Source organism: Paraburkholderia unamae, from assembly GCF_003096875.1.
Classification (GTDB): Bacteria; Pseudomonadota; Gammaproteobacteria; order Burkholderiales; family Burkholderiaceae; genus Paraburkholderia; species Paraburkholderia unamae.
This window is the reverse complement of record NZ_QEOB01000010.1, coordinates 265,441-289,819: the sequence shown is the minus strand read 5'-3', so window position 1 is coordinate 289,819 and position 24,379 is coordinate 265,441. Positions and strand designations below refer to the sequence as shown.

General features: G+C 61.2%; 22 protein-coding genes. 7 read left to right on the top strand and 15 right to left on the bottom strand.

Annotation, left to right across the window (positions count from 1 at the left end):
* Positions 1–129 precede the first annotated feature (129 nt).
* The gene (locus C7402_RS22175; protein ID WP_116612120.1) at positions 130–963 is read left to right on the top strand and encodes an alpha/beta hydrolase; all 834 of its coding nucleotides are present in this window, start codon (positions 130–132) and stop codon (positions 961–963) included.
* Positions 956–1,957, top strand: coding sequence for an XdhC family protein (locus C7402_RS22170; RefSeq protein ID WP_116612119.1), 1,002 nt, complete (start codon positions 956–958; stop codon positions 1,955–1,957). The genes C7402_RS22175 and C7402_RS22170 overlap by 8 nt, the downstream gene beginning before the upstream one ends.
* A gap of 54 nt (positions 1,958–2,011) precedes the next feature.
* Here the strand turns inward: C7402_RS22170 and C7402_RS22165 are convergent, their stop codons facing one another.
* From C7402_RS22165 to C7402_RS22140, 6 genes are all read right to left on the bottom strand, one after another.
* A complete protein-coding gene (locus C7402_RS22165; RefSeq protein ID WP_244314901.1) occupies positions 2,012–3,187 on the bottom strand; it encodes a Gfo/Idh/MocA family protein in 1,176 nt (391 codons plus the stop codon).
* A gap of 32 nt (positions 3,188–3,219) precedes the next feature.
* Positions 3,220–4,554 carry a c-type cytochrome gene (locus C7402_RS22160; protein WP_208948976.1) on the bottom strand — a complete coding sequence of 445 codons (1,335 nt, stop codon included), beginning with the start codon at positions 4,552–4,554 and terminating at the stop codon, positions 3,220–3,222.
* A 32-nt stretch (positions 4,555–4,586) separates the two neighbouring features.
* Positions 4,587–6,791: a xanthine dehydrogenase family protein molybdopterin-binding subunit gene (locus C7402_RS22155; RefSeq protein WP_116612116.1), complete on the bottom strand. Its 2,205-nt coding sequence runs from the start codon at positions 6,789–6,791 to the stop codon at positions 4,587–4,589.
* Positions 6,792–6,802: 11 nt separating this feature from the next.
* A complete protein-coding gene (locus tag C7402_RS22150) occupies positions 6,803–7,258 on the bottom strand; it encodes a (2Fe-2S)-binding protein (RefSeq protein ID WP_116612115.1) in 456 nt (151 codons plus the stop codon).
* A 273-nt stretch (positions 7,259–7,531) separates the two neighbouring features.
* Positions 7,532–8,164, bottom strand: a complete 633-nt coding sequence (locus tag C7402_RS22145; protein WP_116612114.1) for a flavin reductase family protein — start codon at positions 8,162–8,164, stop codon at positions 7,532–7,534.
* A 97-nt stretch (positions 8,165–8,261) separates the two neighbouring features.
* Positions 8,262–9,140 (bottom strand): NmrA family NAD(P)-binding protein, encoded by an 879-nt coding sequence (locus C7402_RS22140; RefSeq protein WP_116612113.1) that lies wholly within the window; start codon positions 9,138–9,140, stop codon positions 8,262–8,264.
* A 411-nt stretch (positions 9,141–9,551) separates the two neighbouring features.
* On the opposite strand from C7402_RS22140, the gene C7402_RS22135 reads away from it, so the two are divergent.
* Complete coding sequence (locus tag C7402_RS22135; RefSeq protein WP_116612112.1) at positions 9,552–9,941, top strand: tautomerase family protein; 390 nt, start codon at positions 9,552–9,554, stop codon at positions 9,939–9,941.
* Positions 9,942–10,185: 244 nt separating this feature from the next.
* Positions 10,186–11,298 carry an alkene reductase gene (locus tag C7402_RS22130; protein WP_116612111.1) on the top strand — a complete coding sequence of 371 codons (1,113 nt, stop codon included), beginning with the start codon at positions 10,186–10,188 and terminating at the stop codon, positions 11,296–11,298.
* 169 nt (positions 11,299–11,467) lie between these two features.
* Here the strand turns inward: C7402_RS22130 and C7402_RS22125 are convergent, their stop codons facing one another.
* Both C7402_RS22125 and C7402_RS22120 read right to left on the bottom strand, forming a co-directional pair.
* The gene (locus tag C7402_RS22125; protein WP_116612110.1) at positions 11,468–12,379 is read right to left on the bottom strand and encodes an EthD domain-containing protein; all 912 of its coding nucleotides are present in this window, start codon (positions 12,377–12,379) and stop codon (positions 11,468–11,470) included.
* Between the two features lie 195 nt (positions 12,380–12,574).
* Positions 12,575–13,636 (bottom strand): LysR family transcriptional regulator, encoded by a 1,062-nt coding sequence (locus C7402_RS22120; protein WP_116612188.1) that lies wholly within the window; start codon positions 13,634–13,636, stop codon positions 12,575–12,577.
* Positions 13,637–13,989: 353 nt separating this feature from the next.
* On the opposite strand from C7402_RS22120, the gene C7402_RS22115 reads away from it, so the two are divergent.
* Complete coding sequence (locus C7402_RS22115) at positions 13,990–14,886, top strand: metal-dependent hydrolase (RefSeq protein WP_165841953.1); 897 nt, start codon at positions 13,990–13,992, stop codon at positions 14,884–14,886.
* A gap of 14 nt (positions 14,887–14,900) precedes the next feature.
* On the opposite strand, the gene C7402_RS22110 is transcribed toward C7402_RS22115, so the two are convergent.
* The 7 genes from C7402_RS22110 to C7402_RS22080 all read right to left on the bottom strand — a co-directional run bounded on the left by C7402_RS22110 (position 14,901) and on the right by C7402_RS22080 (position 22,203).
* Positions 14,901–15,569, bottom strand: coding sequence for a DsbA family oxidoreductase (locus tag C7402_RS22110; RefSeq protein WP_116612108.1), 669 nt, complete (start codon positions 15,567–15,569; stop codon positions 14,901–14,903).
* Positions 15,570–15,629: 60 nt separating this feature from the next.
* Positions 15,630–16,226 carry a helix-turn-helix domain-containing protein gene (locus C7402_RS22105; RefSeq protein ID WP_116612107.1) on the bottom strand — a complete coding sequence of 199 codons (597 nt, stop codon included), beginning with the start codon at positions 16,224–16,226 and terminating at the stop codon, positions 15,630–15,632.
* Positions 16,227–16,484: 258 nt separating this feature from the next.
* Positions 16,485–17,339 (bottom strand): urea carboxylase-associated family protein, encoded by an 855-nt coding sequence (locus C7402_RS22100; protein ID WP_112171615.1) that lies wholly within the window; start codon positions 17,337–17,339, stop codon positions 16,485–16,487.
* 134 nt (positions 17,340–17,473) lie between these two features.
* Positions 17,474–18,148, bottom strand: coding sequence for a GntR family transcriptional regulator (locus C7402_RS22095; RefSeq protein WP_224041269.1), 675 nt, complete (start codon positions 18,146–18,148; stop codon positions 17,474–17,476).
* A gap of 8 nt (positions 18,149–18,156) precedes the next feature.
* Positions 18,157–19,683 (bottom strand): amino acid ABC transporter permease/ATP-binding protein, encoded by a 1,527-nt coding sequence (locus C7402_RS22090; RefSeq protein ID WP_116612105.1) that lies wholly within the window; start codon positions 19,681–19,683, stop codon positions 18,157–18,159.
* Between the two features lie 74 nt (positions 19,684–19,757).
* The gene (locus C7402_RS22085) at positions 19,758–20,627 is read right to left on the bottom strand and encodes a transporter substrate-binding domain-containing protein (RefSeq protein ID WP_116612104.1); all 870 of its coding nucleotides are present in this window, start codon (positions 20,625–20,627) and stop codon (positions 19,758–19,760) included.
* A gap of 340 nt (positions 20,628–20,967) precedes the next feature.
* A complete protein-coding gene (locus C7402_RS22080; protein WP_116612103.1) occupies positions 20,968–22,203 on the bottom strand; it encodes an NADH:flavin oxidoreductase/NADH oxidase family protein in 1,236 nt (411 codons plus the stop codon).
* Between the two features lie 315 nt (positions 22,204–22,518).
* On the opposite strand from C7402_RS22080, the gene C7402_RS22075 reads away from it, so the two are divergent.
* Positions 22,519–23,763: a saccharopine dehydrogenase family protein gene (locus C7402_RS22075; RefSeq protein WP_116612102.1), complete on the top strand. Its 1,245-nt coding sequence runs from the start codon at positions 22,519–22,521 to the stop codon at positions 23,761–23,763.
* 81 nt (positions 23,764–23,844) lie between these two features.
* Positions 23,845–24,327 carry a MerR family transcriptional regulator gene (locus C7402_RS22070; protein WP_116612101.1) on the top strand — a complete coding sequence of 161 codons (483 nt, stop codon included), beginning with the start codon at positions 23,845–23,847 and terminating at the stop codon, positions 24,325–24,327.
* Positions 24,328–24,379 lie beyond the last annotated feature (52 nt).

Below are 24,379 nucleotides of genomic sequence, written 5' to 3'. Positions count from 1 at the left end.
TCGTGTCGTGAACATTGTCAATCGGTTCTGAATTCTGTTTAGCGACGTTGCGGATTTATCGGGAATGGATTTCGGCACAGAATCGAGCGATTGCTAATGCCGGGAAGACGTTCACGACGTCAATTGACAATGTTCATTCAAACTGAGCCGGGGCTTTGTATCGAGGAAGTCCAGATCGGCGGACATGCACAAACCATCACGCTCAGGAGTTATCGTCCGGCCGTGAAGCGCTCGGCGGTCCCGGTGATCCTGTATTTTCACGGCGGGTCATTCACATCGGGCACGCTCGACGATGGGGATGTTGCGGCGTCGTTTATTGCGAGGTCGACGCCCGCATGGGTTCTGTCTGTCGGCTATTCACTCGCACCGCGTTTTCCGTTTCCTCACGCGACCGAGGATGGTTACCGCGCGTTGCTTTGGGCGATCGCACACGCTCGCGCGCAGCGGGCCGACCCTCGGCGGGTCGGTCTCGCGGGGCACGACGCGGGAGGCAACCTTGCTACCTGCGTTGCCGCCATCGCGCGCGACCGCTCGGAGGTCAAGATCGGCGCGCAGGCGCTGATTGCACCGCTGCTGGACCCAAGCATGACCTGGCTCGCGAACGAAAGCGGTCTGGACGCCGCCTTTGACATCGGTGCTTGCGCGCGCGGTTACGCCGACTATCTCCCGGGGGCGCTGCAACGTTTGCATCCCTATGCGGCGCCGATCGAGTCGCGTCGCCTGTGGGGGTTGCCTCCCGCGCTGGTTTGCAGCGTTCAGGCAGATCAGTTGCGCGAGGAGGCGGAGCGCTATGCCAGTGCCTTGATTCTGGCAGGCGTGCCTACGGAAGTGACGCGGTATCGTGAAACCTCCAGGCAGCACATCGTCAGTCATGAAACCACGCTGGTCGATCTCGTGTCTTTTTTTCGCAAGCGACTGGGCGGTGAGCGCCCTGTCACGAACCAGGAGAGGCGCGATGGATAGCCTGGATCAGGAAGTGCTGCGTGCGGGAATACGCTGGTTGAGTGCCGGCCACCGTGTGCTTCTGGTGACGGTGGTGAGGACGTGGGGGTCGTCGCCGCGTCCGGAAGGCGCGATGCTCGCGATTCGCGACGATGGCGCAGTGGTTGGCTCCGTTTCGGGTGGCTGCATCGAGGACGACCTGATTGCCGCTGTCCGTGAAAACGGCGTCGTCGACCCGCGCCCCAGCACGCGCACATATGGTGTGACGGCGGAAGAAGCCTGGCGATTCGGCTTGCCCTGCGGCGGGACGATTCAACTCGTGCTGGAGCCGCTTGTCGACGCACATGCGCTCGAAGCACTTTACGAAGCCGTGAGCCAGGGCAAGCTGGTCTCGCGCACGCTTGATATGCATAGCGGCGAAGTTCAGCTTGCCGATGCCGCGCGAACGGCGGGCTTGTCCTTCGACGAGCATCGCCTGGTCACGATCCACGGTCCGCGTTATCGGATGCTCGTTATCGGCGGCGGCCAGCTCTCGCGGTACCTGTGTTCGATGGCCGCGGGTCTGGACTACCAGGTCACGGTATGTGACCCGCGAACGGAATACACCGACGCGTGGGACATTCCCGGAATCCGGATCGTGCGCACGATGCCGGACGACGCGGTGCTCGACATGCAGCTCGACCGGCGCTCAGCGGTGATTGCCTTGACACACGATCCCACGCTCGACGACCTCGCACTGATGGAGGCGTTGCGAACGGACGCCTTCTACGTGGGCGCTTTGGGTTCGCGCAGAAACAATGCGGCGCGTCGCAAGCGGCTGCTGGAATTCGATTTGACGACGCGCGACATTGCGCGTCTGCACGGGCCGGTGGGAATCTACATCGGAAGCCGGACACCGCCCGAGATCGCCATTTCCATTCTTGCCGAAGTCACGGCGGCGAAGAACGGTGTCGTCGTTCCGCGACTGGCCACGATCGAAGGCGCGAAGGCGGTGGGCGCACTAGCCGTGTCCTGACGTCGTTGCCAATGTCCGAACGGGTGCGGAGAAAGGCTGCACCCCCGCAAGCACTCAATCCGTTGAAGCGGCAAGCGCGACTCGCGTGCCGGTTTCCGACGACGCCACCGCGGCGTCAATCAGTCGATGCATCCGGAGCGCATCCGAAAAATCGGGCGCCGTTCGTGTCCCGTCACGAACGTCGTTTGCATAAGCCGCGTAAAGTTCGGCAAGCTCCAGAACGGCGGAAGGGAGTTCCGACGCCGGCAACCGGTCGTATGCAGCGGGTACGGGCAACCTCTGCAAGGGCACGTTGTCGCCGTGAGCGCCTTCCACGATATAGTCGTCGCCGATGTTGCCGAATGCGGAGCGATTGGTGATGCGCAAGTCTCCTTCGGTACCCGTGATATCGATTTGCACGCCGGAGCCGTTGCGCTTTCCGCCTTCGATATGGACGCTCAGCACGGCACCATCCGCAAGTCTGCCGCTCAGGACCATCTGGTCAGGCGTCGTGGTCGGGATGATTTCGCCGGTTTCGACAATGCTCACTTCCTTGAACTGATTGACGAGGAGGGCCACTATGTTGTCGGGCCAGCCCGTGCTGGCAAAGAGCATGTCGAGAAAATGCCCGGCGTAAATGGCAATCACGCTGGAGAAGTTTTCCGGTGGCACGGTCCAGCGCAATGCATTGCTTCGCCGCGCCTGGAAGTAGTTCATGCTCACATGCATCCGAACCGAGCGCAGCTTGCCGATAAAGCCGTCGCGGATGAGGTCGCGGACATAGCGATTGTGAGGCGCCAGCCGGCGTTGCAGCCCGACGATATGTCTCACGTTGGCCGTACGCGCGCGTTCGACCAGTTCCTTCGACGCATGGATATCGGGCGTCAGAGGCCATTCGCAATACACGTGCTTGCCTGCTGCAATGGCGGCGCGCACGCCGTCCGCGTGCTGCGGGGCTGTGGTGAGAACGACGACCAGGTCGACCTCGGGGTGATTGACGAGGTCATCCACGGTTTGCATGACGTGTTTCACGCCGTATTCGCGGGCAATATCCGCCGACGCTTCCCGGCGCTGGCTGTACACGGCGGTGACGACATACTGCGGCAACAGCGCAAGCACGCGAAGGTGCCCGTGCTTTGCCCAGTTGCCCACGCCTATCATTCCAACCCTGATCGTGGGGGCCGAAGCGGTGACTGAAAGAGATGCCATGGCATTGCCTTTAGGGTAGGTGACGAACGCACGAGCGGACATGGGCGGCTAGCCGCCGTCCGTTCGCAGGGGAGTTAGTGGTCTCGTGCAGCGAGCATTGCGCCACTTTGCTGGCGCAGTTGCGCTACATCGGCGGCATCGATGTGCGATGGCTCCGACCCGAAGCGGGCCGTCACATAGTTCGATACGGCCGCGACTTCCGCGTCGGTGAAAATGGCGCCGAACGCCGGCATGCTGGCTTTGTCATCGGGGCGGCGACCTGAGCCCGTGAGCACCATCTGGGCTACGTTCATCGCGCTGGGGTCGTTGACGGCGCGTGAACCCGTCAATTGCGCTTCTGCTCGAATTGCGCCTTTGCCCGTCCATGCGTGGCAGCTTGCACAGGTGCCTTCGAAGATTCGCTTGCCGAGCGGATTGCCTGGCGCTCCGTTCGAATGCAAGGGCGATGCGGCGTCGGCCAGACGGTCGGGAATGTTTTCGCTTTTTACCGCGGGAATCGATTTCAGGTAAACGACCATCGCCGCGATGTCCGAAGGCACCATGTACCGGAAACTCAGTTCGACGGCCTCGGCCATCGGGCCACCGGCGGTACCGCGTCCCGTTGCATGCCCTGACGAGAGGTAGCTTGCGAGTTCGGCTGGCGTCCAGTTGCCGACGCCCGTGCCCTTGTCCGAGGTGATGTTATAGGCGTTCCAGCCTTGCACCACACCGCCGGAGAACTTCAGGCGATTGTCGAGCGACTGGAACATGTTCCGCGGCGTGTGGCATTCGCCGCAGTGCGCGAGCGCTTCCACGAGGTACGCGCCGCGATTCCATTCGGGCGACTCGCTATCGACCGGTCTGAAGCGGTCGTTGCTGTTGAACAGCATTGCCCAGAAGAGCATGAGCCAGCGCTGGTTATACGGGAACTCGAATGTATTCGGTAAGGTATCCTGATGGACAGGAGGCAACGAAAACAGATATGCCTTGATGGCCAGCACGTCGGAGTCGCTCAGCATCGTGTAGGAGGCGTACGGGAACGCCGGATATAGCCGCGTACCGTCGCGTGCGATGCCTCGATGTACCGCGCGAAGAAAATCCGCGTCGGTCCATTCGCCGATACCGGTTTCCTTGTCGGGTGTGATATTGGGCGCATACAGCGTCCCGAAGGGCAGCGAAAACGCGCGTCCACCCGCGAAAGGTCTCCCGCCTTGTGCGGTATGGCAGGCTTCGCAATCCGCTGTTCGAGTGAGATATCGGCCGCGCGTCACGAGATCTGCGTTTGCCAACTCCGCGGGTACACCCGTTGGCGTATGGCCAGGGTAAGAGGCGAGGCTTACCGGCTTGCCGTTTGTGAATTCCATGGGCCCGGGCTGCAACCCCACCCAAGCGGCCACACCAAGACCGGCCACGACGACGAGCGCTGCCACGCCGATCAACGTGTTGCGTGCTGTTCGCGCGGTCATGTTGTCTCCCGCTTCTTCAGCAACTTCGGGTTGATGGGCATGCGCGTGAGTTGCACGCCGGTGGCGGCGTAGACGGCATTCACGATTGCCGGTTGCACGACCACGGTTCCCGGCTCGCCGATGCCGCCTGGCTTCTCCCTGTTGTGGATGAACCAGGTCTCGATTTTCGGCACTTCGTCCAGCCTGAGGACGCGATAGTCGTGGAAATTGCTTTGCTGTACCCGGCCTTGCTCAACGGTGACCTGTCCATATAGAACGGCCGTAATGCCAAAGATCGTGCCGCCCTGAACCTGTGCTTCCAGTGTGTCGGGGTTGACGATGAGGCCCACGTCGGTGGCCGTTACGGTTCGGGTCACGCTCACGTTGCCTTCGTCGGAGACAGAGACTTCGGCAACACAGGCGAGGTAGCTGCCGAAAGCGGACAGGACGGCGATACCGCGGCCCACGCGCGCACCCGCGGGAGCGGGAGGAAGCGGATGCGTCCATCCTGCCTTTTGCGCGGCAAGCTCCATCACCCCGAGGGCACGTGGGTCGTCTTGCAGCATCCGGCGGCGCAACGCCAGCGGGTCCGTGTTCGTTGCGTGCGCAATCTTGTCGACGAGGCTTTCGATTGCGAACACGTTCGCGTTAGGGCCTACACCGCGCCAGAAACTCGTGGGGATCGGCGTTTCCTGACGAACGTATTCGACGAGCAGGTTTGGCACGCCGTACGGCAAGTCCACGGCGCCTTCCACGGCATCCAGGTCTACGTTCTTGATGAAAAACTCGGGCAACCATCGAGCGAGCAGCGCCGGGCCGGTTATCCGGTGGTGCAACGCGAGAATTTTACCGTTCTGCACTTTCGCGCGCGCGTGCATGTGATACATGGGGCGATAGTTTTCCTGCTGGATGTCCTCCTCGCGTGTGTAGACCACTTTCACGGGCCCGCTAACGTGCTTGCCGATGCGTACGGCTTTGCTGATGCCGTCCATCTCCAGCCGCCGGCCGAATCCTCCACCGATCATGTGATTGTGGATCGTGACCTGTTCGGCCTTGAGCCCCGAGGCCGCCGCGGCTGCGTCGCGAGCCTTGCCCATGGCCTGCGTGCCGACCCATACATCGCAGGCGTCGGCGCGCACGTCGACGGTGCAGTTCATGGGCTCCATGGCGGCATGAGCGAGAAATGGCAACTCGTACGTGGCCTCGTACACGCTGTCGCCATTGAGATGGGCGAGGGCGTCGCCCGTCTTTTTTGCGGGAACGCCTGGCGCTTTCGCACCGCTCTCCAGGGCGGCCCAAAGATCGTCTTGCGAGAGGTTTGCGTGGGGGCCGTCGGTCCAGTGGATGGTGAGCGCCTCCAACCCCTGTTTGGCGGCCCACATGTGCTCACCTACGACTGCCACCAGATCGTCGAGTACGACCACCTGCCGCACGCCTGGAACCTTCAGCGCTTTGCTATCGTTGACGTGGGCGACCTTGCCGCCGAATACCGGGCTGCTCTTCAGCGTGGCGAATGTCATGCCGGGCAGCATGACGTCGATACCGTATTCCGTCTTGCCGTTCACCTTGTCGGGCGTATCGATGCGTCGAACGGGTTTGCCGATATAGCGGAAGCTGGCCTCGTCTTTCAGCGTTGGCGCTGCCGGCGGCTTGACGGTAGCGGCCTCGTCGACAAGCGTGCCGTATCTTGCAGATCGCCCGGTCGCGTCGTGCGTGACCATGCCGTCGTGCGTGCGAAGCGCGGCGGGGTCGACATTCGACCGGCGGGCGGCAGCGGCCACGAGCATGTAACGCGCGCTTGCTCCTGCCTGGCGCAGGGGCATGAACCAGCCCATCGTCGTCGTGGAACCGCCGGTGAGTTGCTCGATATAGATCGGGTTCCCGTAGTGCCGCTGGTCAGCCGGCGCATGTTCCGTCGTCACGTGTGAGAGGTCAATGTCGAGTTCTTCAGCCAGCAGCATCGACATCGATGTATAAGCGCCTTGTCCCATTTCGACGGACGGCATGATGAGCGTTACGGTATCGTCCGCGGCGATCCGGATGAATGCATTGGGAACGAATGGCGTTGCGCTCGCCAAGGGCGCGCCGGTTTGCGCTCCGCGCGCCACGAAAGTGAAGCCGAGCAGTAATCCGCCTCCGGCGATTGCACCTGCTTGTTGCATAAAGCGGCGACGCGCGGTGCCGATTGGTGTCAGAGTCGCGCGCTTTTCGTGATGTCGCATCTCGCCTGCCCTCACGCCTTGGTTGCCGCGTGCTTGATGGCAGCTTCGATGCGCACGTAGGTGCCGCACCGGCAGATATTCCCGGACATCGCCGCACGAATGTCGTCATCGGTCGGCGACGGATTGTTTGCGAGCAGTGCGCTCGCCGACATGACTTGTCCCGACTGACAATAGCCGCATTGCACCACTTCTTTCTCGAGCCACGCCTGCTGGATTTTTTTCCCGGCGGGCGTGTCGCCGATGCCTTCGATCGTGGTGATGGCATGGCCTGCGGCCGAGCCGACCGGCAGCTGGCAAGAGCGTATTGGCGCGCCGTCCAGGTGCACCGTGCAGGCGCCGCATTGCGCGATGCCGCAACCGAACTTGGTACCCGTCATGGAGAGCACGTCTCGTAGTACCCAGAGAAGCGGCATATCGGGGGGGACATCAACGGACTTCGATATTCCGTTTATCCTTAGTGTTTGCATATGAAGCCAGCCTTCGCGCCATCCAGTGCGCTTTAAAGGTGAACGTCGGCTGTCTCTTGAACAGCGCTTGAGCCGTTGTGCGGGGAGAACCATGCGACTCCCTGCATATTCGCCGAGTCGATGCGAAACTGCATTAAGACCGTAGTTTAAGAAGGCGATCTTTTGCGATATAGCCTGTGCGTTAAAAAACTCATGTTAGGTTTGGCTAACAATGAAAGCTCAGAGCGAATACGATTTCCATCGCGCGGTACGTACGCCGCGAACATGCCGGCATCAGGATTGAACCGGATTCCAGGCATCGAGGGGAATACGTGGCAACTGAAGAATGTCGGAAGTGCGAACATACGAATTCGCTTCCATGCGGCCCACCAACCTTAGTTTCCGTGTGTCGATATAACATTTTGCGGCGTCGATCACTGCATCGTCGTCGATGTGCATATGGACAACCTCGCCCAGTACCAGCGAGCGCAGCGGGCCAAGAGGAACGATCTGCGTGAGGCGGCACTCGAACGCGACATGACTCTCAGCGATGCGGGGCGTTTCGATTTTCGTCGACCGGGCGGGCGTCAGTTCCGCTTCGGAAAACTCACTGAAATGCGGCGGAAACTCGATCGCGGAGATATTCATCTTTTCGAGGTTATCTTCACTGACGAGGTTGACGACGAATTCCCGGTGAAGCCGGATATTCGATCCTGTATCTTTCATGTCGGCTTCCGATCGATGCTGAATCGAGAAGCCGACGACAGCCGGGTCTTCGCCAAACACGTTGAAGAACGAGAAAGGCGCCGCATTCAGCTTGCCGTTGGGACCGAGCGTCGAGACCCAGGCGATGGGGCGCGGCGTGACCGTCGAGCCAAGCAGTTTGTACCTTTGCTTGCCGTCCAGCGCGTCAAAATCAAATTCCATTGTCGTACCTCTTTGACTCGTATTGAGAGAACACATCCATAGACGGCGAGCACGCCGTTGCGAAAAGCCGCGCCGAGCCTGAACGGGCGGCGTGGCTTCAGTAATCGAACCGGGCGCGGTGCTTGTGCGCGAACATCGGCCATGTCGTGCCCGGCCGACCAAGAACGGATTCCATGACGGCAAACGGCGCACCGTCCTCCGGCTCCGACCCTTCCGAGTAGCGCGCATAGTTCTCGTAGGCGGAATGCATGTAGGCATGGTCGGCGCCGGCAGCGAGCGCCTTGTCGAGGAATTCGGCGGCGGGGCGCGGTTCATAAACGAACGGCTTGCCTATCGCGTCCGCAATGTCACGCGCGACCTCGTAATACGACTTGACATCGGATGCGAGCCGATAGATCTGTCCTGAATGCTTTTGGGTGTCGGTCAGACAGGCAGCGGCGACGGCCGCGACGTCGTCGGTATCGACCCAGCTGATGCGCGCCCCACCCACATAGTGTCGAACGACACCCTTGTCGACGGGGCGAGCGCCGCCATAGCCCAAGAGATTCTGCATAAAGATATCCGGGCGAAGATGGGTGAACGAAAACCCCGCCCACTCAATGTAGCGCTCGACAAATTGCTGCCACCCCCAGTGCGCGACCTGGGTGTCGTTCGTGCCGCAAGCGCCCAGGTGCACGATGTGCCTGACACCGGCCGCTTTTGCCGCGTTCACGAACGCTTTGCTCTGACGAAACATATCGACTGTGTAACCCGTCATCATGAACACGGTGTCGATGCCGTCCATCGCAGGCAACAGCGTCTCGACCTTGTCGAAGTCGAGATGGGCAGTGGTTACGCCCAACGTGGCGGCTTTTTCGGGGGAGCGAACCCCTGCCACGACGTCGTGAGCGGGGTTGTCGCGAAGAAGCGAGACGAGCGCGGACCCCACTTTTCCCGTCGCGCCCGTGACCAGAATTCTCGATCCGGTATGGCTCATGCTGAATCTCCCAATGCGGCTGGTCCTGCGAAGTTGCACCGTCGCGGCATCGCGCATCCCCGGTGCCCGGGATGGATATTACCTCGAAAACATACTACCGAGTATGTTGCTTCGTGGTCAACTGCCGAGGAAGTGAGGGGCGAGTCTCTCGAAGTCAAGAGGGCGCCGATCATCTGGATGACGTCAACAACGCTTGACGGGCCGCTTCCGCGCGGGTTACGCGGCAGACGGCGGTGGCGGTGCCTCGCGCATGCGACGAGGGTAACGACTCATCGCGGGCGCATTGTTTAGCGGCGATGAAAACTCTATTTATTCGCGGGGTGTGACGCGAGATTTCAGCGAGCAGTAGAGTGGGGCCGCGTGCTTGCGGCCGAGGAATACGCGAGTGCATTTGCTAACCGGGAGACACTCATGCCCTTGCTTCGCTTCGACATTCTCAAAGGACATTCCGAGACCTATATCCGGAACATGCTGGACGCGGCGCATCGCGCTGTCCTGAAGGCCTTTGCCGTTCCCGAGAGGGACCGGTATCAGATCGTGCACGAGCACGACATCGGCAGGATGGTGGTCGAGGACACCGGACTCGGCATCGTGCGGTCCCAGAACGTGGTGGTAATCACGGTCGTCAGCCGTCCACGTTCAGAAGACGCCAGGCGGCTTTTCTATGAGGCGGTATGCAGCGAGCTGAAGGCGGCATGCGAGATTCGTCCGGAGGACGTCGTCGTGTCGTTCATCATCAACAGCGACGCCGATTGGAGCTTCGGCAATGGCCGTGCCCAGTTCCTGACCGGTGAACTCTAGTGGACGCTGCAAAGAACGTCGCCGGTTCAGCGGGCAGCCGCCAGGGAAACGGTGTCGCGACTGCGGGATTGTTGGCGAAACGTGAGAACTGTATTGGAAGCGACGCGGACAAACCGGACGATATGTGCATATACACTACGATCCAACGATGTCGCGGCGGAGTTAGCGAATTCTGCGGCTTCGCCCCTGTCACGTCGGACAACCAGTGATCGACGCGCTTTCCAAATTTTTCTTCGAGTGAATCATGTCCAAGCTCTTTTCTGAAGTCAAAGTCGGCCCTTACACGTTCTCGCACCGAGTCGTTCTGGCGCCGTTGACCCGTATGCGCGCCGAAAACGGTGCGATTCCCGGCCCGCTCATGGCGGAGTATTACGCGCAGCGCGCGTCGGCCGGCGCGTTCCTGATTGGCGAGGCCACCATTGCTGCGCCGAACGGCAACGGATATCTTGGCGCGCCGGGTTTGTACGACGATAGCCAGATCGCAGGCTGGAAACTCGTGACTGACGTCGTGCACGCGAAAGGCGCGAAGATCTTTCTTCAGCTCTACCACGCCGGGCGTCAATCGAACTCGGAGTTGCAACCCGATGGCGGTCGACCCGTTGGCCCTTCCGAAGTGCCTCACGGCGGTGTCGCGTACACGGACGCCGGCTGGGTTCCGAACACGCCGAATCGCGCCCTGGAGACCGACGAAATTGCGGGTATCGTCGAAAGTTTCCGCAGCGCGGCGGCGCGCGGCGTTGCGGCGGGTTTCGACGGCGTGGAACTGCATGCCGCAAACGGTTATCTGTTCGACCAGTTCTTGCAGGACGGCAGCAACAAGCGCGCGGACATCTACGGCGGTTCGTTTGAAAACCGTGCTCGTCTGTTGATGGAAGCCACGCGGGCGGTGATTTCCGTGTGGGGAAGCGACAAGGTCGCGGTGCGCCTGGGTCCGAGCGGCTCATGGGGAGATATGTCCGATAGCGACCCGGTCGGTTTGTTTACCTATGTCGCGCAGGAACTGGCGAAGTTGGATCTCGCGTACCTGCACCTCATCGAGCCGCGGATTCTCGGCAACGTCGAGGACGAAAACGCCAACCCGAATCCGATTGCTTCACAATTGATCCGTCAGCACTACGCGGGCACGATCATCGCCGCCGGCGGTTTCGACGGTGAGAAGGCCGAAGCCATCTTGAAGGCGGGCGACGCCAACCTCGTTGCATTCGGACGCCATTTCATTGCGAATCCCGATCTTCCGGAACGGTTGCGTCTCAATCTTGCGCTCAACCCGTACGACCGTCCGACGTTCTTTGGTGGCACTCATATTGGTTACACGGATTATCCGTTCTATCAATCGGAGTCCGAAGCGGTAGCCTGACACGCGAATGAGTAACGGCAAAGAAGGGCGGCGCGGTGCGGCTGCCCTTCTTTGCCGTTGCCAACCGGCTTGTGCCGAAGCACGACGTTATTTATCGTGCTGGTCAATGTTGTCGCGATGGAGGCTGCCGTAAGCGAACAGGCGAACATCGGTGGCAGCGGCAATGTTGTCAAAAACCGGCGCTACCCGCCGCCGGGAGAATGCCGAACAAGGAGACGACCTCGTCGGCGACCTGATTGGCCGCGCCGAGTGTTTGAATCAGCTCGGCGGGCCGGCTCCCTCGCACGCCGGCGAGGGTAGGTTGTCCGTCGCGAACGAACGTGTAGAAGCCCGTGACGCGATAGACACCGATGGCTTCGATGTAGCGCGCTTGCTCACTGTGTACGCTTTTGAATGCGCGAGAGGAGAACAGAGTGCGCGCAGCGAGCACGCTGGTGAACGCAATTTCCGCGATCGCCAGATTCAGGCGGTCGGGTCCAACGATGTGATCGACGTTCGGCGACGGCGGCGCGGGATGCGTGTTGTCGTATGGCTCCGGAAGATGGAGTTTCAACCTCACGACGCTGTCATGCGTGGCCAGCGACGTGCACGCTTCCTTCAACCACACGGACGAATCTTGATCCGGCTTTCTGCTCATGTACACGTGAATCCGGTGGAACGGGTCCGGGCCGTTTCGATGCGCGTCTGCATCGCGGTCGACAAAGGTGAGCGAGCCGTTGGGCAGGTTGTAGGCGACAGCTTCACCGATGAAATTCGACTCGTCGCTGTAGAGGATTTTCCCGGCTTCAGCGAAGATGGCCTGTTCTTCGAGGTTGGCAAACCCCAACTCGGCGGAGCCGTCGAGGGGGGCATCAATGCGACCGACGCCTTCAGCGACAGGCCAGAAGTTCGCAAAGTGGTCGCGGTCGAAATGCTGCTGGACGTAAAAGTTGAGGCCAGGGAGGCGCGAGCATAGCGTCGAGTGCACGTCGCGCCAATAGTGGGCGAAGAGATCGTGCGGAAGCCCGTCACGCCGCCGCACAGACGCATAGACGTTATGTTTGACAACCTTGTCGCGCGCCGAGAAGTCCGGGTTTGGCATGTGATGCTCCTTGCAATAGCGGGTTATGCCCTTTCGAATGCGATCTGGTCGAGTGAGATTTTCGGATGTGTGAATCTGCGTAGGGCGGCGAGATTCGGCGGTGAATTCCGGGTCATCCAAATGTGCCTTTGCTAAACCCGGACAATCGCGTCGAGGAACGACAGCAACGTGTCGCTGATGGACGGTGCTACTGCGTCAGCTTGCACAGAATGACGCCATAGCCGCATTGGCGTCCTGTACAGGCGCGTATCTAGACGTCGCGTTGCGCATGGCCGATACATCGGCTTGCGGTGCGCTTTCGCTTTCGGCCACCCTTGCGGCCACGTCTGGTTCCTCTCGCGTAGCGGGCGCCGGGGCAAGGAGTGCGTGACTCCGAAATAGCGCAGCGGTCCAATCGACGAAGACACGAACGGTCAGCGACAGATGCCGGCTTGTCGGGTAGACCATCGATATCGGCATGGTCGGCGCCGGAAAATCGGGGAGGATTTCCCGCAACCGTCCGCTCTGCAAATAGGGCAACGTCAGGAAACGAGCAGACTGAATGATGCCCATACCGTCGAGCGCGCCTTGCAGGTGTGCGTCGACATCATTGACGGCGACATCGCTCGTCATATAAACCTCTTCAATGCGCTCACCGACGACGAAATTCAGGCCGCAGACGCGCCCCGTGCAATGGGAGAAGTAGTTCGCGGCGTGGTGCCTGGCAAGATCGCCGATCGACTCGGGCGTGCCGTGGCGGCGCAGATACAGGGGACTCGCGACGGTGATCTGCTGATAGATGCCGATTTTCCTGGCGACGAGCGTCGAATCCTCGAGTTCGCCGACGCGGATAACGCAGTCGATGCCTTCCTGAATCAGATCGACGCGCCGGTCGCCAAAGCCGAGAACCAGGTCGATATCCGGGTACTGTGCACAAAATTCGTGGATGCGGGGCATCACGACCGCGCGGCCAAGCGCCGTCGGCATGTCGACGCGAAGCCGTCCACGGGGGCGCGTTGCCTTGGCGTCGAAGCCGCCCTCTGCCTCGTCGATGTCCGTGAGGATCCGAACACAGCGCTCGAAGTAGGCGGCGCCGTCCGGAGTGAGTTTGAGCTGGCGCGTAGTGCGTTGCAGTAGACGGACTTTCAGATAAGATTCGAGCTGCTGCACGGCAATGGTCACGGACGCGCGCGACAATCCAAGCAATTCCGACGCGCGAGTGAAACTGCCGCTTTCGACCACGCGTACGAAGACGGTCATAGCGTGAAGTCGGTCAATACGCATATCGCCACTCCATCACGATTTGTTGAAGGCTCGAACTTTCCGGTTGGTTCGGGTGAGGCGCGACTGTCAAGAACAGAGATGTGCGTGCATCGTAGCCGTCGGGAAGTCATGATGAAAAGGCTTCCAGGGCTGAAATTGGTACGAGAATGCTGAATTGTTTCGCGCGACGCCCTGCTGGCGAATCTCGTGGCTTTCGAAATATTTACAAAATCGGCCCGTTGATTTGCGCAGCGCGGCACGCCGACATATCGCGTTCGTGAGCGAACGATTTCAACGCTGAAGTGACGGAGGGATGCATGGCCAGCCTTCGGAAATCCACCGAGTCCGTGCTTCCAACGGACCATCCCATGGATGGGATTACGATCAGGCCATTGGACTTCCGGTTAGCTTTGAAAACCTCAGACGATTGCATCTGGAATCGTCGCCGCCCCGAGTGCGCGGTGTTCCTGAACGCGCTTGGCGTGCATGTCCCGCATTTCGAGCGCTATCTGGTCTTTGCGCTACGCAAGGCGCGGTCGTCGACGCAGGATGCGCGGCTCAGGAAGAATATGGGCGGCATCATCGGCCAGGAGGCACACCATGCACACAATTACACCCAGTTCTCGGCGGCGCTCTTTCAGCGCTACGCAGCGCTGAGCGGTGTCGACGAGCGCGCAATGCGCTACTTCGAAAGGCACGCACAGTGTGATTCCGATCGTCGCCTGCTGGGATTTACAGCAGGGTACGAGACGTTCACGTTTCTTGCCGGGCTTCTGCTGCTGGATGAGTTCGAAGACTGGTTTGGAAGCGCGGATCCGGAAGTCGCGGCGTTCTGGATCTGGCATCAGGTCGAAGAAGTGGAGCACGGCTGCGTGGCGTTCGACACGTACAAGCACTTCTACGGCGACAACGAACTCTATCGAAAATGGATGATTGTCGTCGCGATGTTCGTCCTGGCGCGGGAAACGGTGGTGGCGTATCGCGTCATGATGGTGGCGGAAGGGTGGTGTAACCGTCCGTGGTTTGCGATTGCGCGTGCACGCTTTTGCGTTTCGATGTTGTTGCGGTTTGCGAGAAATGCGCTGCCGGCGTTCAGGCGCAGCTACCACCCGCGTAACCATCCTTTGGTGACCAGTCGACAGAACCCCGTGCAGCAAGGCTGGCGACGCTTCAGTGCCTCGGGAGGCAACGTCCTCAGCTTCGACCGGGACAAGATCAATGAGGTCATCGGATGGGCACGGCGGAGATCATCTGACGCGCAATGATCACTGCATGCACCTCACCCGGCTGCCGCGCGTGGGAGGCCTTCCGGGAAGAGATGGGAAATGGCTTGCCTGAAATCCTGTAGCGGTGCGGTTCCATGAATGCCGACCGTTGGCGAAGCCGAGTCCCGGATATCGCCATCGGATCGGGAAACGAGGGCGAACGGCACGCCGGTGATCCCAATGGATTCGGCCAGACGAATATCGGCCACGATATCGTTTTCGAGCGTCGAGCTTCTCAGCAGGTTCGCGACATCTGCTTTATTGAGTCCGCAGGAATACGCGATATCGAGCAATGCGGAGGTGTCGCTGATGTCGACACCGGCAACAAAGAAGGCGCGAAAAATGGCGCGCTGCAATTCTTCGAACTTACCGGCGTCGCGAGCCGCGAAAGCTGTCATGAACGCCTTGCGCGTACGCGGCACCTTGCTCTTGGGGAGTTTTAGTTCGACCTGACGCTCGCGTGCGAGGGGAAAGACCTTCTCGACGCACAACGCGATCAGGGTTTCGTCGTCCATGTCGATGGGCGGCGCCGGGTCCGGGCAAATTTCGAAGGCTCGCCAGCGCAGCTTGAGCGCGTCGCCATATTGCGCGCGCAACTGGTCAAAAACGGGTAACTGGACATAGGAAAACGGGCAGATAAAGTCCAGCCATACGTCCACCCACGCATGAGATCCGGCTTTCATTTCGTTTCACCTGAAAAGTTTGAGGCGATGACGGCGTCGCCGCCGAGGTTTACGCAACGCCTACGCGCAACGCTGGCCGCCGGCGTTGTTCTGCGTCTGCCTTCGAATAATCGCGACGCCACGCGGATCCGTCTTGCGACGCAGTCGTTGCCACGCCTTGGGCGTGAGTCCGGTTGCGCGCTTGAACCAACGTCCGAAATGTGAGTGATCGACAAATCCACACTCGTCAGCGATTTCGGGAATGGAGCGCGTTGTGCGCAGGAGCATGTCCTTCGCCCGAGCGACCTTGTTCAGCAGGGCCCACTGGTGTGGCGGGAAGTTCGTGGACTTCTTGAATTCCCGGGCGAAGTGCGCCGTGGATAGCCCGCAGGCTGCGCTAAGCGCCAGCAGCGTCACGCTGTCGTGGTCCCGCACGGAGAGCATCGCTTTCGCGAGCTTTAGATGATGGGGGGCCAGGCCGCCTTTATGTCTCCGCCGTCCTGCGTTCGCGCTGCGGTCCGCTTCGAAAACGTAAGAGACGATTCTCCGTGTCGATACCTCGAAGAAAAGCGCAGGAGGCAGTTCGTTCTCGAGCAAGCCGCCTTCAGAGCCCCCTCCGGCGAGGTCGCTCGACGAAAAGCGAAGGCTTTCGACAGCCGGGAGATGTCGTTTCAGCATGGATCACCTTGGACCAGGGCGAAGCTGTCAAACGGTGGTGGAGACGGTTTTGCAGCATCTTACTTCGCCCCGTGCGTCGGCGTTTGAATACGGCGGGGACCTGTAGGGAAATGCTATCGATGCCGTATTTTGCACCAATATTCTGTTCCCCCGGCATTTTCAGTTTGTAATCTACGTGTCGGCATTTCCACCAGACTCGTCAGAGCGCCACCGGCCGAGGCTAACCGCCCGGCCGGCGGCATCGCTACTCACTCGCGCTCAGCACCCGCACTTCCATTGCGGCTGCGTCAGACTCATACCGTGCTGGCCTTTGTACGCGGCAACCGAAGGCGACGTCCACCCTTCAAGCATCGGCGGCGCAAGCCGGTAGATCTCGATGCCCAGCGGCCGGCACACTTCCAGCGGGTCGCGCGCGTCCGGTCCCCACATGGGCAACGACAGATCGCCGCCCGGGCAGGTCGACAGCGCGCACAGCAGGTCGATTTCCGCGAAGAATTCGAGGTAATCGCCCTTCTTGGCGGGGCATGCCTTCATGAAATACTTGTCCTCGAGATTCAGCCCCGTGCACTGGAACACATTCAGCACATCGTGCACATCGTATTCGGTCAAGCCATACGGCGCGATGGCCCGTGTCAGGTTCGAGTGACAGTGGAAATGAAAATCTTCGCCAGTCAGCATGCGGTTCACGTACGGGTCGCAACGTGTGCCGAGCAGATCGTGAACGCGGCCGCCATGTTCGTCGACGCCGTAGTCGGCGAGACTGTCGTCGGTGATCGTCACCATCGGCCGCAGGAACGGCAGCGTCGACCACAGGCGATCGAAGGTGCTCACGTGCGCCTGCTGCAATTGACGCGTGCGCGAGGCCCACATGCGCTCGCGCGGGTTGTGCAGGTTCCACATGTTCAGGTCGGCCACTTGCGGACCTTCGATGGTGACGATGCGGAACACGTGTCCGGCCGGAACGGTCCACGCCTGGCCCGAGCGGATCGGCACCACGATCGATTCGACCAGCGTGCGCGTATCGTGCTCCGAGGCGATGCGCCGGTAGAAGTCCTTGTCGGGATCGAGCGCGGAACCCTTCGTGGATTGATAGGCGGCAGGGTAGTTCAACATGATAAAGACTCCTTATTGGACACGCGAACAGGCTGGCTTGGTTGTGCTAGCTCGCCCGTTTAAACGTTACGCATTCAATGCGCAACGGTGTGGATGAGATATCGATGAATGAAACGCGAAAGCGCGGCAACAAATCAAAGGTAATCGAGCAGGGCGTGCTCCGATTGCGTCAGGTAATCCGCGAGGGCGGCGCGGGCCTCGGTCACGCGAGCGCTCGCGATCAGTTCCAGAATCTGCCCGTCCTTTTCGATCCAGGGGCGCTGGAAGCGCCGCTCGTCAGGGGCGGAGGCAAACACCAGACGCAGTTGCGCCAGGATCGTCGTGAAGAACGTGTCGAACAGCGGGCTGGCGAGCAACTGCACGATGCGGCGGTGAAACAGCAGGCTGTACGTGCCGACACTGCGCCAGTCGCCTTCGTTCGCCGCCGCTTGCGCACGCTCGACCGCGTCGCGCATCGCGGCGATTTCCTCTTCCTCGATCGGGGCCTCGCGCATCAGGGCCTGAAGTTCGAGCGTGCGGCGCACGCGATAAATGTCGCGCACGTCGTGACGCGTCAAGGTGCGCACGATCACGCCGCGATGCCGGTAGTGCACCGCGAGCCCTTCACGGCACAAGAGTCGCAACGCTTCACGCAGGGTGTTGCGCGAAACGTCGTGCGCCTGCGTGAGATCGTTCTCGACGAGCGCGGTGCCCGGCGGCAATTTGCCTTCGATAATCTCGTCGCGAATCGTCGACAGGATTCGGTCCGTGACCGATTGCGCGGACTCCTGGTCAGTCAGTGCGGTTGCGGCCGGGTAAGAGGTAGGCATACGGTTTGTCATGCAAAGTGAACGTCTTTGAGGAAGCCGCCGATTCGCGAAGCTTTGTCGAGCCTGGCCAGTTCGTGCGGTGGTGCATCGTTCACGATCATGCCCGATTCCATGAACACGATGCGGTCCGAAATGCGGAACGCAAAATTGATTTCGTGGGTGACGATAATCATGGTCATGCCTTCGCGCGCCAGTTCCTCAATGACCTTGAGCACTTCGCTGACCAGTTCCGGATCGAGCGCCGAGGTCGGCTCGTCGAACAGGACGATCGAAGGCTGCATCGCCAGCGCCCGCGCAATCGCCACGCGCTGCTGCTGGCCGCCTGACAACTGATGCGGATACTTGTGCGCATGCGCCGCCATTCCCACCTTGGCCAGCAAGCGCATGCCCGATTCGTCGAGCGACGCCCCGTTTTGGCGCCCATGATAGCGCGGCGCGAGCGTCACATTCTGGAGCACGGTCTGATGCGGGAACAGATTGAAGCTCTGAAACACCATGCCGATATCGAGAATCCCGCGCATGTGCTGCGCATGCGGCACCTTGCCATGCCTGGCGCGCGGCGGCCACAGGAAGGCCTTGGCATGCAGGCGCACTTCGCCGTCGTCGAGCGTTTCGAGGCCATTCAGCGTGCGGATAAGCGAAGTCTTGCCCGAGCCTGACGGGCCGATAATCGACACGACCTCTCCCGCGCGCACAGTCAGATCGATTCCTTTGAGCACTTCATGATCGCCATAGCGCTTGCGGATTCCGATGGCTTCCAGCGCACGCGTCGCGCTACCGCCTCGCGCCTTGCCGTCGCCCGTCATGGCCGCGCCGGTGCGCGGTGTTTCCGCAGGCGCGACGGCGACGGCAGCGTGCGTGCGGCGCGTGACGTCCAGATGCTTTTCGAGCATTTTCAACACGTGGCCGAACACGGTGACGATGAGCACATAGTAGAACGAAACGGCCAGCATCGTCTCGAGCACCTTGAAGTTCTGCGTGTACAGGCGCTCGCCGACCAGCAGGATTTCGGCCAGCGAGATGACCGATACCAGCGACGTCAGCTTGACGATCGTGATGTACTCGTTGATGAGTGCCGGCAGCGCAACACGAAACGCCTGCGGCAGCACGATCAGCCGTTGCAGCCCGACGAAGCGGATCCCCAGCGCCTTGCCCGCTTCGAGCTGGCCCTTGTGTAGCGACAGCAGGCCGCCGCGATGAATCTCCGCAATATAGGCGGCCTCGCTGATCGAGAGCGCAAGGAGACCGGCCCAGAACGGATCGGACAGCAGGCCGCCCGTCCAGGGCAGCACCTGCGGCAGGTTATAGACGAAGATGAGCAGCACCAGCAGCGGCAGGCTGCGAAAAAGCCAGATGTAGGCGCTGCATGCCACGCGCAGCGGCATGATCGTGGACTGCTTGCCGAGCGCGAGAGCGAAGCCCGCGACGATGCCGATTATCCAGGTTGCCGCGCTCAGTTCGATCACGAGCCACGCTGCTTTCCAGAAGGCGGTGTCGAACAATAACGAAGCCGTGTAGTGCCAGTCGAATACCATGTGCGTTCTCTCACGAAGCGCAGTCACGAGGGCATGGGCGGCTGCCCGGCCGCATGCCGCACGCGATCCTGCCTTTAGTTCGATGCCGTGCCGAGCGCACGGGCGATGTCGTCGTCGGTCGGCTCGGCCACGTTGTATTGCTTCAGGAGCGCCTGGTATTCGCCCGCCTGCTTCATCGACGCGAACGCGGTCTTCAACTGGCCGAGCAGCGCGTCATTGCCTTTCTTCACGCCGAGCCCGATGACGACCGGATAGAGCTGGGCGGTCGAGGTGATCGCCACACGGCCGTCGAGCTTGTTGACAGTCATCTGCGCGACGGCCGAGTCTTCGAACTGCGCGTCGACCGCGTGTGCCAGCACGGCCTGGGCCGCTTCCGGCGACGTCTCGAACTCGCGCACGTCGATCGCGCCGCGGCCGGCCGGCACGCAGACCTGCTTCGACACGTCGTTGAGTTTCGGAATCCACGAGGCACCCTTGATCGAACTCACGCGCTTGCCGCACAGGTCTTCCGGCTTCTTCGGTGCGAAACCGGAGTGACTGAGGGCCAGCAGCGAGCCGCCGGTCTTCAGGTAGGGCACGAAGTCGATCTGCTTCGCGCGTTCCGGCGTCACATAGAGCGCGGAGGCGATCACGTCGAACCGGTTCGCGTTGACGCCGAGGATCAGGTTGGCGAAGCGCGTATCGACGAAGCCCGGCTGGAGCTTCAGGTGCCCGGAGAGCTTCGCCATGAACGCGGGATCGAAACCGGCGGGCGTGGCGCCCTGCGTGTAGTCGTAGGGCGGATACGTCAGATCCGCGCCGATCGTCAGCTTGCCGGGCGCGACGGTCGGAACCGCGCTCGCAGCGAACGCGTGAACCGTGCCGCACAGCGCGAGCACGGCGGCGCACTTCGAAATGCGCGGCAGGCAGGACAGGACAGACTTCAGATCAAGTTGGGCTTTCATGGGGTGCTCGCTCGTCCGCGTGAAGGTGGCTGAAATGATTGTAGAACAACTCATAATCGATTGTTCAACAATATTCAGAACCTAAGCATGAGTCATGCCAGGATGGTGGGAAGGTGGCGAACACCGGTATGGAAGGCGGTCAGGCGCGGCTCGACGACCGCGTATCGAGTTTCCGACGGGCGATGAGACTATCGTCGATGCACCAGTTTCGAGCGCCTGCATGCGGGGTGGAATGGCGGGCGCGTGCCGGAACGGTGCATGTCGTGGCGAGGAATGGGGCACGGGTCTGGACGCCTGGGGCGTACGATTTCGCAGGTCCGTGCCGGGATGTCCGCGAAGACTAGGGCTTCGAGCGCAGCGCTATCCAGCGCCGGTATTCGCGGCTGCGTGCTGCATCGGCCAGCTGTTGCAGGATCAGCGCGCGCAAAGGCGACACGTTCGGGTGCGGCGGCTTTCCCAGGCTCAATCGGCGCAATTGAAACTTGACGGCGGCCATGTTGGCCAGAGACGCCAGCGGCTTGTTCTTCCATGTGATTGGCGCGAGTGCCGGCGCGCTGTCCTTGCCGGCCCGCCATTCACGGGGCAGATCCGGTTCGATAGCCAGCGCCGTACCGATCCCGACCATATCCACCCCGCTCGTGATGACCTGTTCGGCGACAGTCCGGCGGCGGATGCCGCCGGTGACCATCACGGGCATCGTTGCGATCGTCCGGATGTCGCGCGCGAATTCCACGAAATAGGCTTCGCGGGCGAGGGTGCGGCCGTCACGCGCGTCGCCTTGCATGGCCGGCGCTTCATAGCTTCCGCCCGATAGCTCGACCAGATCGACTGCCAGATCGTTGAGTTGCTTCACGACCTGGCGGGCCTCGTCGGCACTGAAGCCGCCGCGCTGGAAGTCGGCGGAATTCAGCTTGACGGAAACGGCGAACCGGGGAGAAACGGCCGCACGAACGGCTTTGACGATCTCCATCAACAGGCGAGCCCGGTTCTCGAGCGACCCACCCCATTGGTCCGCTCTCTGATTGGTGAGCGGCGACAGAAACTGGCTGAGCAGGTAACCATGAGCCGCGTGGATCTCGACGCCCGTGAAGCCGGCCAGTTCGCCCAGTTGCGCAGTGCGCGTAAAGCGCTGGATTACCGCATTGATCATCTCGTGCGTCATCGCGTGGGGCGTATTGAAGTGCCTGGACATCTTGCCCAGTGCCAGCGGCACCGCCGAAGGCGCCCATGTCGGCTGCCCGAGATTGGCCCGCATCTGGCGGCCCGGATGATTGATTTGCAGCCAGAATTGCGCGCCTTTCGATCGACCGATCTGCGCCCATCGTCTGAATGCTTCGATGTGCTTGTCATTTTCGAGCACCACGCCGCCGGGGCCCGTCATGGCGCGGCTGTCGACCATTACGTTGCCGGTAATGAGCAGGCCGGCGCCGCCTTCCGCCCACGCTTGATACAGACGCATCAGCGACTCCGACGGGGCGTGATCGGCGTTCGCCATGTTTTCCTCCATGGCGGCTTTCGCGATGCGGTTCCGGATGGTCGAACCGTTGGGTAAGGCTAGCTTGTCGAACACGTTCATGGATTCACCTCGTTTGAGCGTGGTTCGACTCTAAGATTAAAGGTAACTTGAATGTCAATGCCTCTTGCGGGCTTGAGCGGTCTCCGGGCGGATCTTCATGCTTGACCTTCAAGTTGGGTTTAACCTTATAGTGCTCGCTGACACGCCGCGTGCCGGGTGAGCCATCGAGAAAGGTCAGCGAACCTGGGGCGAAGCGGCGCGGGAAATATCGATTGTTATAAAGGATTCCAAACTAATGGGTTGCTTCGCGAGTCGGTCCCACGTGGATGCCCGACTTCCACTACTGCACCAGAGAGCGCGTGCGAGGAAACATCCATGAGCACGCTCCGCTATGACATCGTCGTGTTTGGCGCCAGCAGCTTTGTGGGGCAGATCCTCACGCGCTACCTAGCCGAATACTTTTCGGCGCAGGGGGAAACCCTGTGCTGGGCGATTGCGGGCCGATCGGAAGCGAAGCTCAACGATGTCAAGCGCTCGCTCGGCGCTGAGTGGCAGTCCTTGCCTGTCATCGTCGCGGACGCGGCGAGCGAAATGCAGTTGCGAGCGCTGTGCGAGCAGACCCGTGTGGTCGTGTCCACGGTCGGCCCCTATGCGCTCTATGGCGAACCGCTCATCAAGGTTTGCGTTGAGAGCGGCACCGATTACTGCGACCTCACTGGCGAAACCCAGTGGATCAAAAGGATGATTGAGCAGTACGAGTCGACGGCTCAGAGGACAGGGGCGCGCATCGTGCATTGCTGCGGCTTCGACTCGGTTCCCTCGGATATGGGCGTGCGATTCCTTCAGCAACACGCGATGCGGCAATTCGGTACGCCGGCTACGCACGTCAAGATGCGCGTCAAGACCCTCAAGGGAGGCGCCTCGGGCGGCACGGTGGCGAGCCTGATCAACGTGGTCCAGGAGGCGGCTGCCGATCCGTCGTTGCGCCAGGCGCTGATCAATCCCTATGCGCTTTGTCCCAACGCTCACGGTTACACGGCGCGCCAGCACGTCGTCAGGCGCGCGGAGTTCGATGCCGCGTTCGACGCATGGATCGCCCCCTTCGTGATGGCGGCGATCAACGAGCGCGTCGTGCACCGCTCCAATGCCCTCAGCGGCAACGCCTATGGCAGTCAGTTCACCTATGACGAAGCCGTCCTCACAGGGCCGGGCTTGAAGGGGCGGCTGAGAGCAATGACCACCGTGGCAGGGCTGGCGGCGTTCATGGCGGGCATCGTCATCGGCCCGGTTCGCCACGTGATGCAACGCTTCCTGTTGCCCAAGCCGGGTGAGGGTCCAAGCCCGGAGGCTCAACGGACCGGGCGCTACGATTTGCGGTTTTTCGGCCGGACCGATGAAGGCCAGGTGGTGCGCGTGAAAGCGACCGGGGATCGAGATCCTGGGTACGGCTCGACCGGCAAGATGCTGGGGCAGGCTGCCATCAGCCTCGCTCACGATCTCGTCGAGGACGGCGTCAAGGTCGGGCGTGGCGGCGGCTTCTGGACACCGGCCACGATTTTCGACGAGCGCTTCATCGAGCGTTTGACTCGCCATGCGGGTTTGCGTTTCGAGCGGATATGATGTGTCAGCACGGTTGAAGTTGCTGTGGGGCAGCCGTCAAGTCGATGGTCAGTTGCGGCCTGGGCGGGGAGGATGGGAAACATGAAAATTGGCGAGCTTGCGCAGCGCACGGGTCTTGCGGCTTCGCGCATTCGCTTCTACGAAGATATCGGTCTGCTCAAGCCCGAGCGTGAGCCGAATGGCTACCGGACGTATTCGCCTCAAGCCGTGCTGGTGCTCAATCTGATTGCGACGGCCCAGCAGGCCGGTTTCAGTCTGGACGAGATTCGCATGTTGCTGCCGCCCGACATGGCGCAATGGCAGCACGGCTCGTTGATCGAAACGCTGCGCGGCAAGGTGCAGGATATCGAGGCACTGGAATCGCGACTCGCGCAGAGCAAGGCGCATCTCGTCGCGCTCATGGCGGAGATCGAGGCGAAACCCGAGGACATGGACTGCACGACCAATGCGAAGCGAGTGCTGTCCCGGCTACGTTCGGGGGAAGTGAAAACACCGGCGCTGGAAGCCGCAGACGTCACGACGCTTCGCAAAGCGAAGCGTCGCGTGCCGCTCAAGCGTGGCTAGAAGGCAGCACGCTTTCGCTGGAGACCAGGCTATGACGCCATACGCCGCCGTC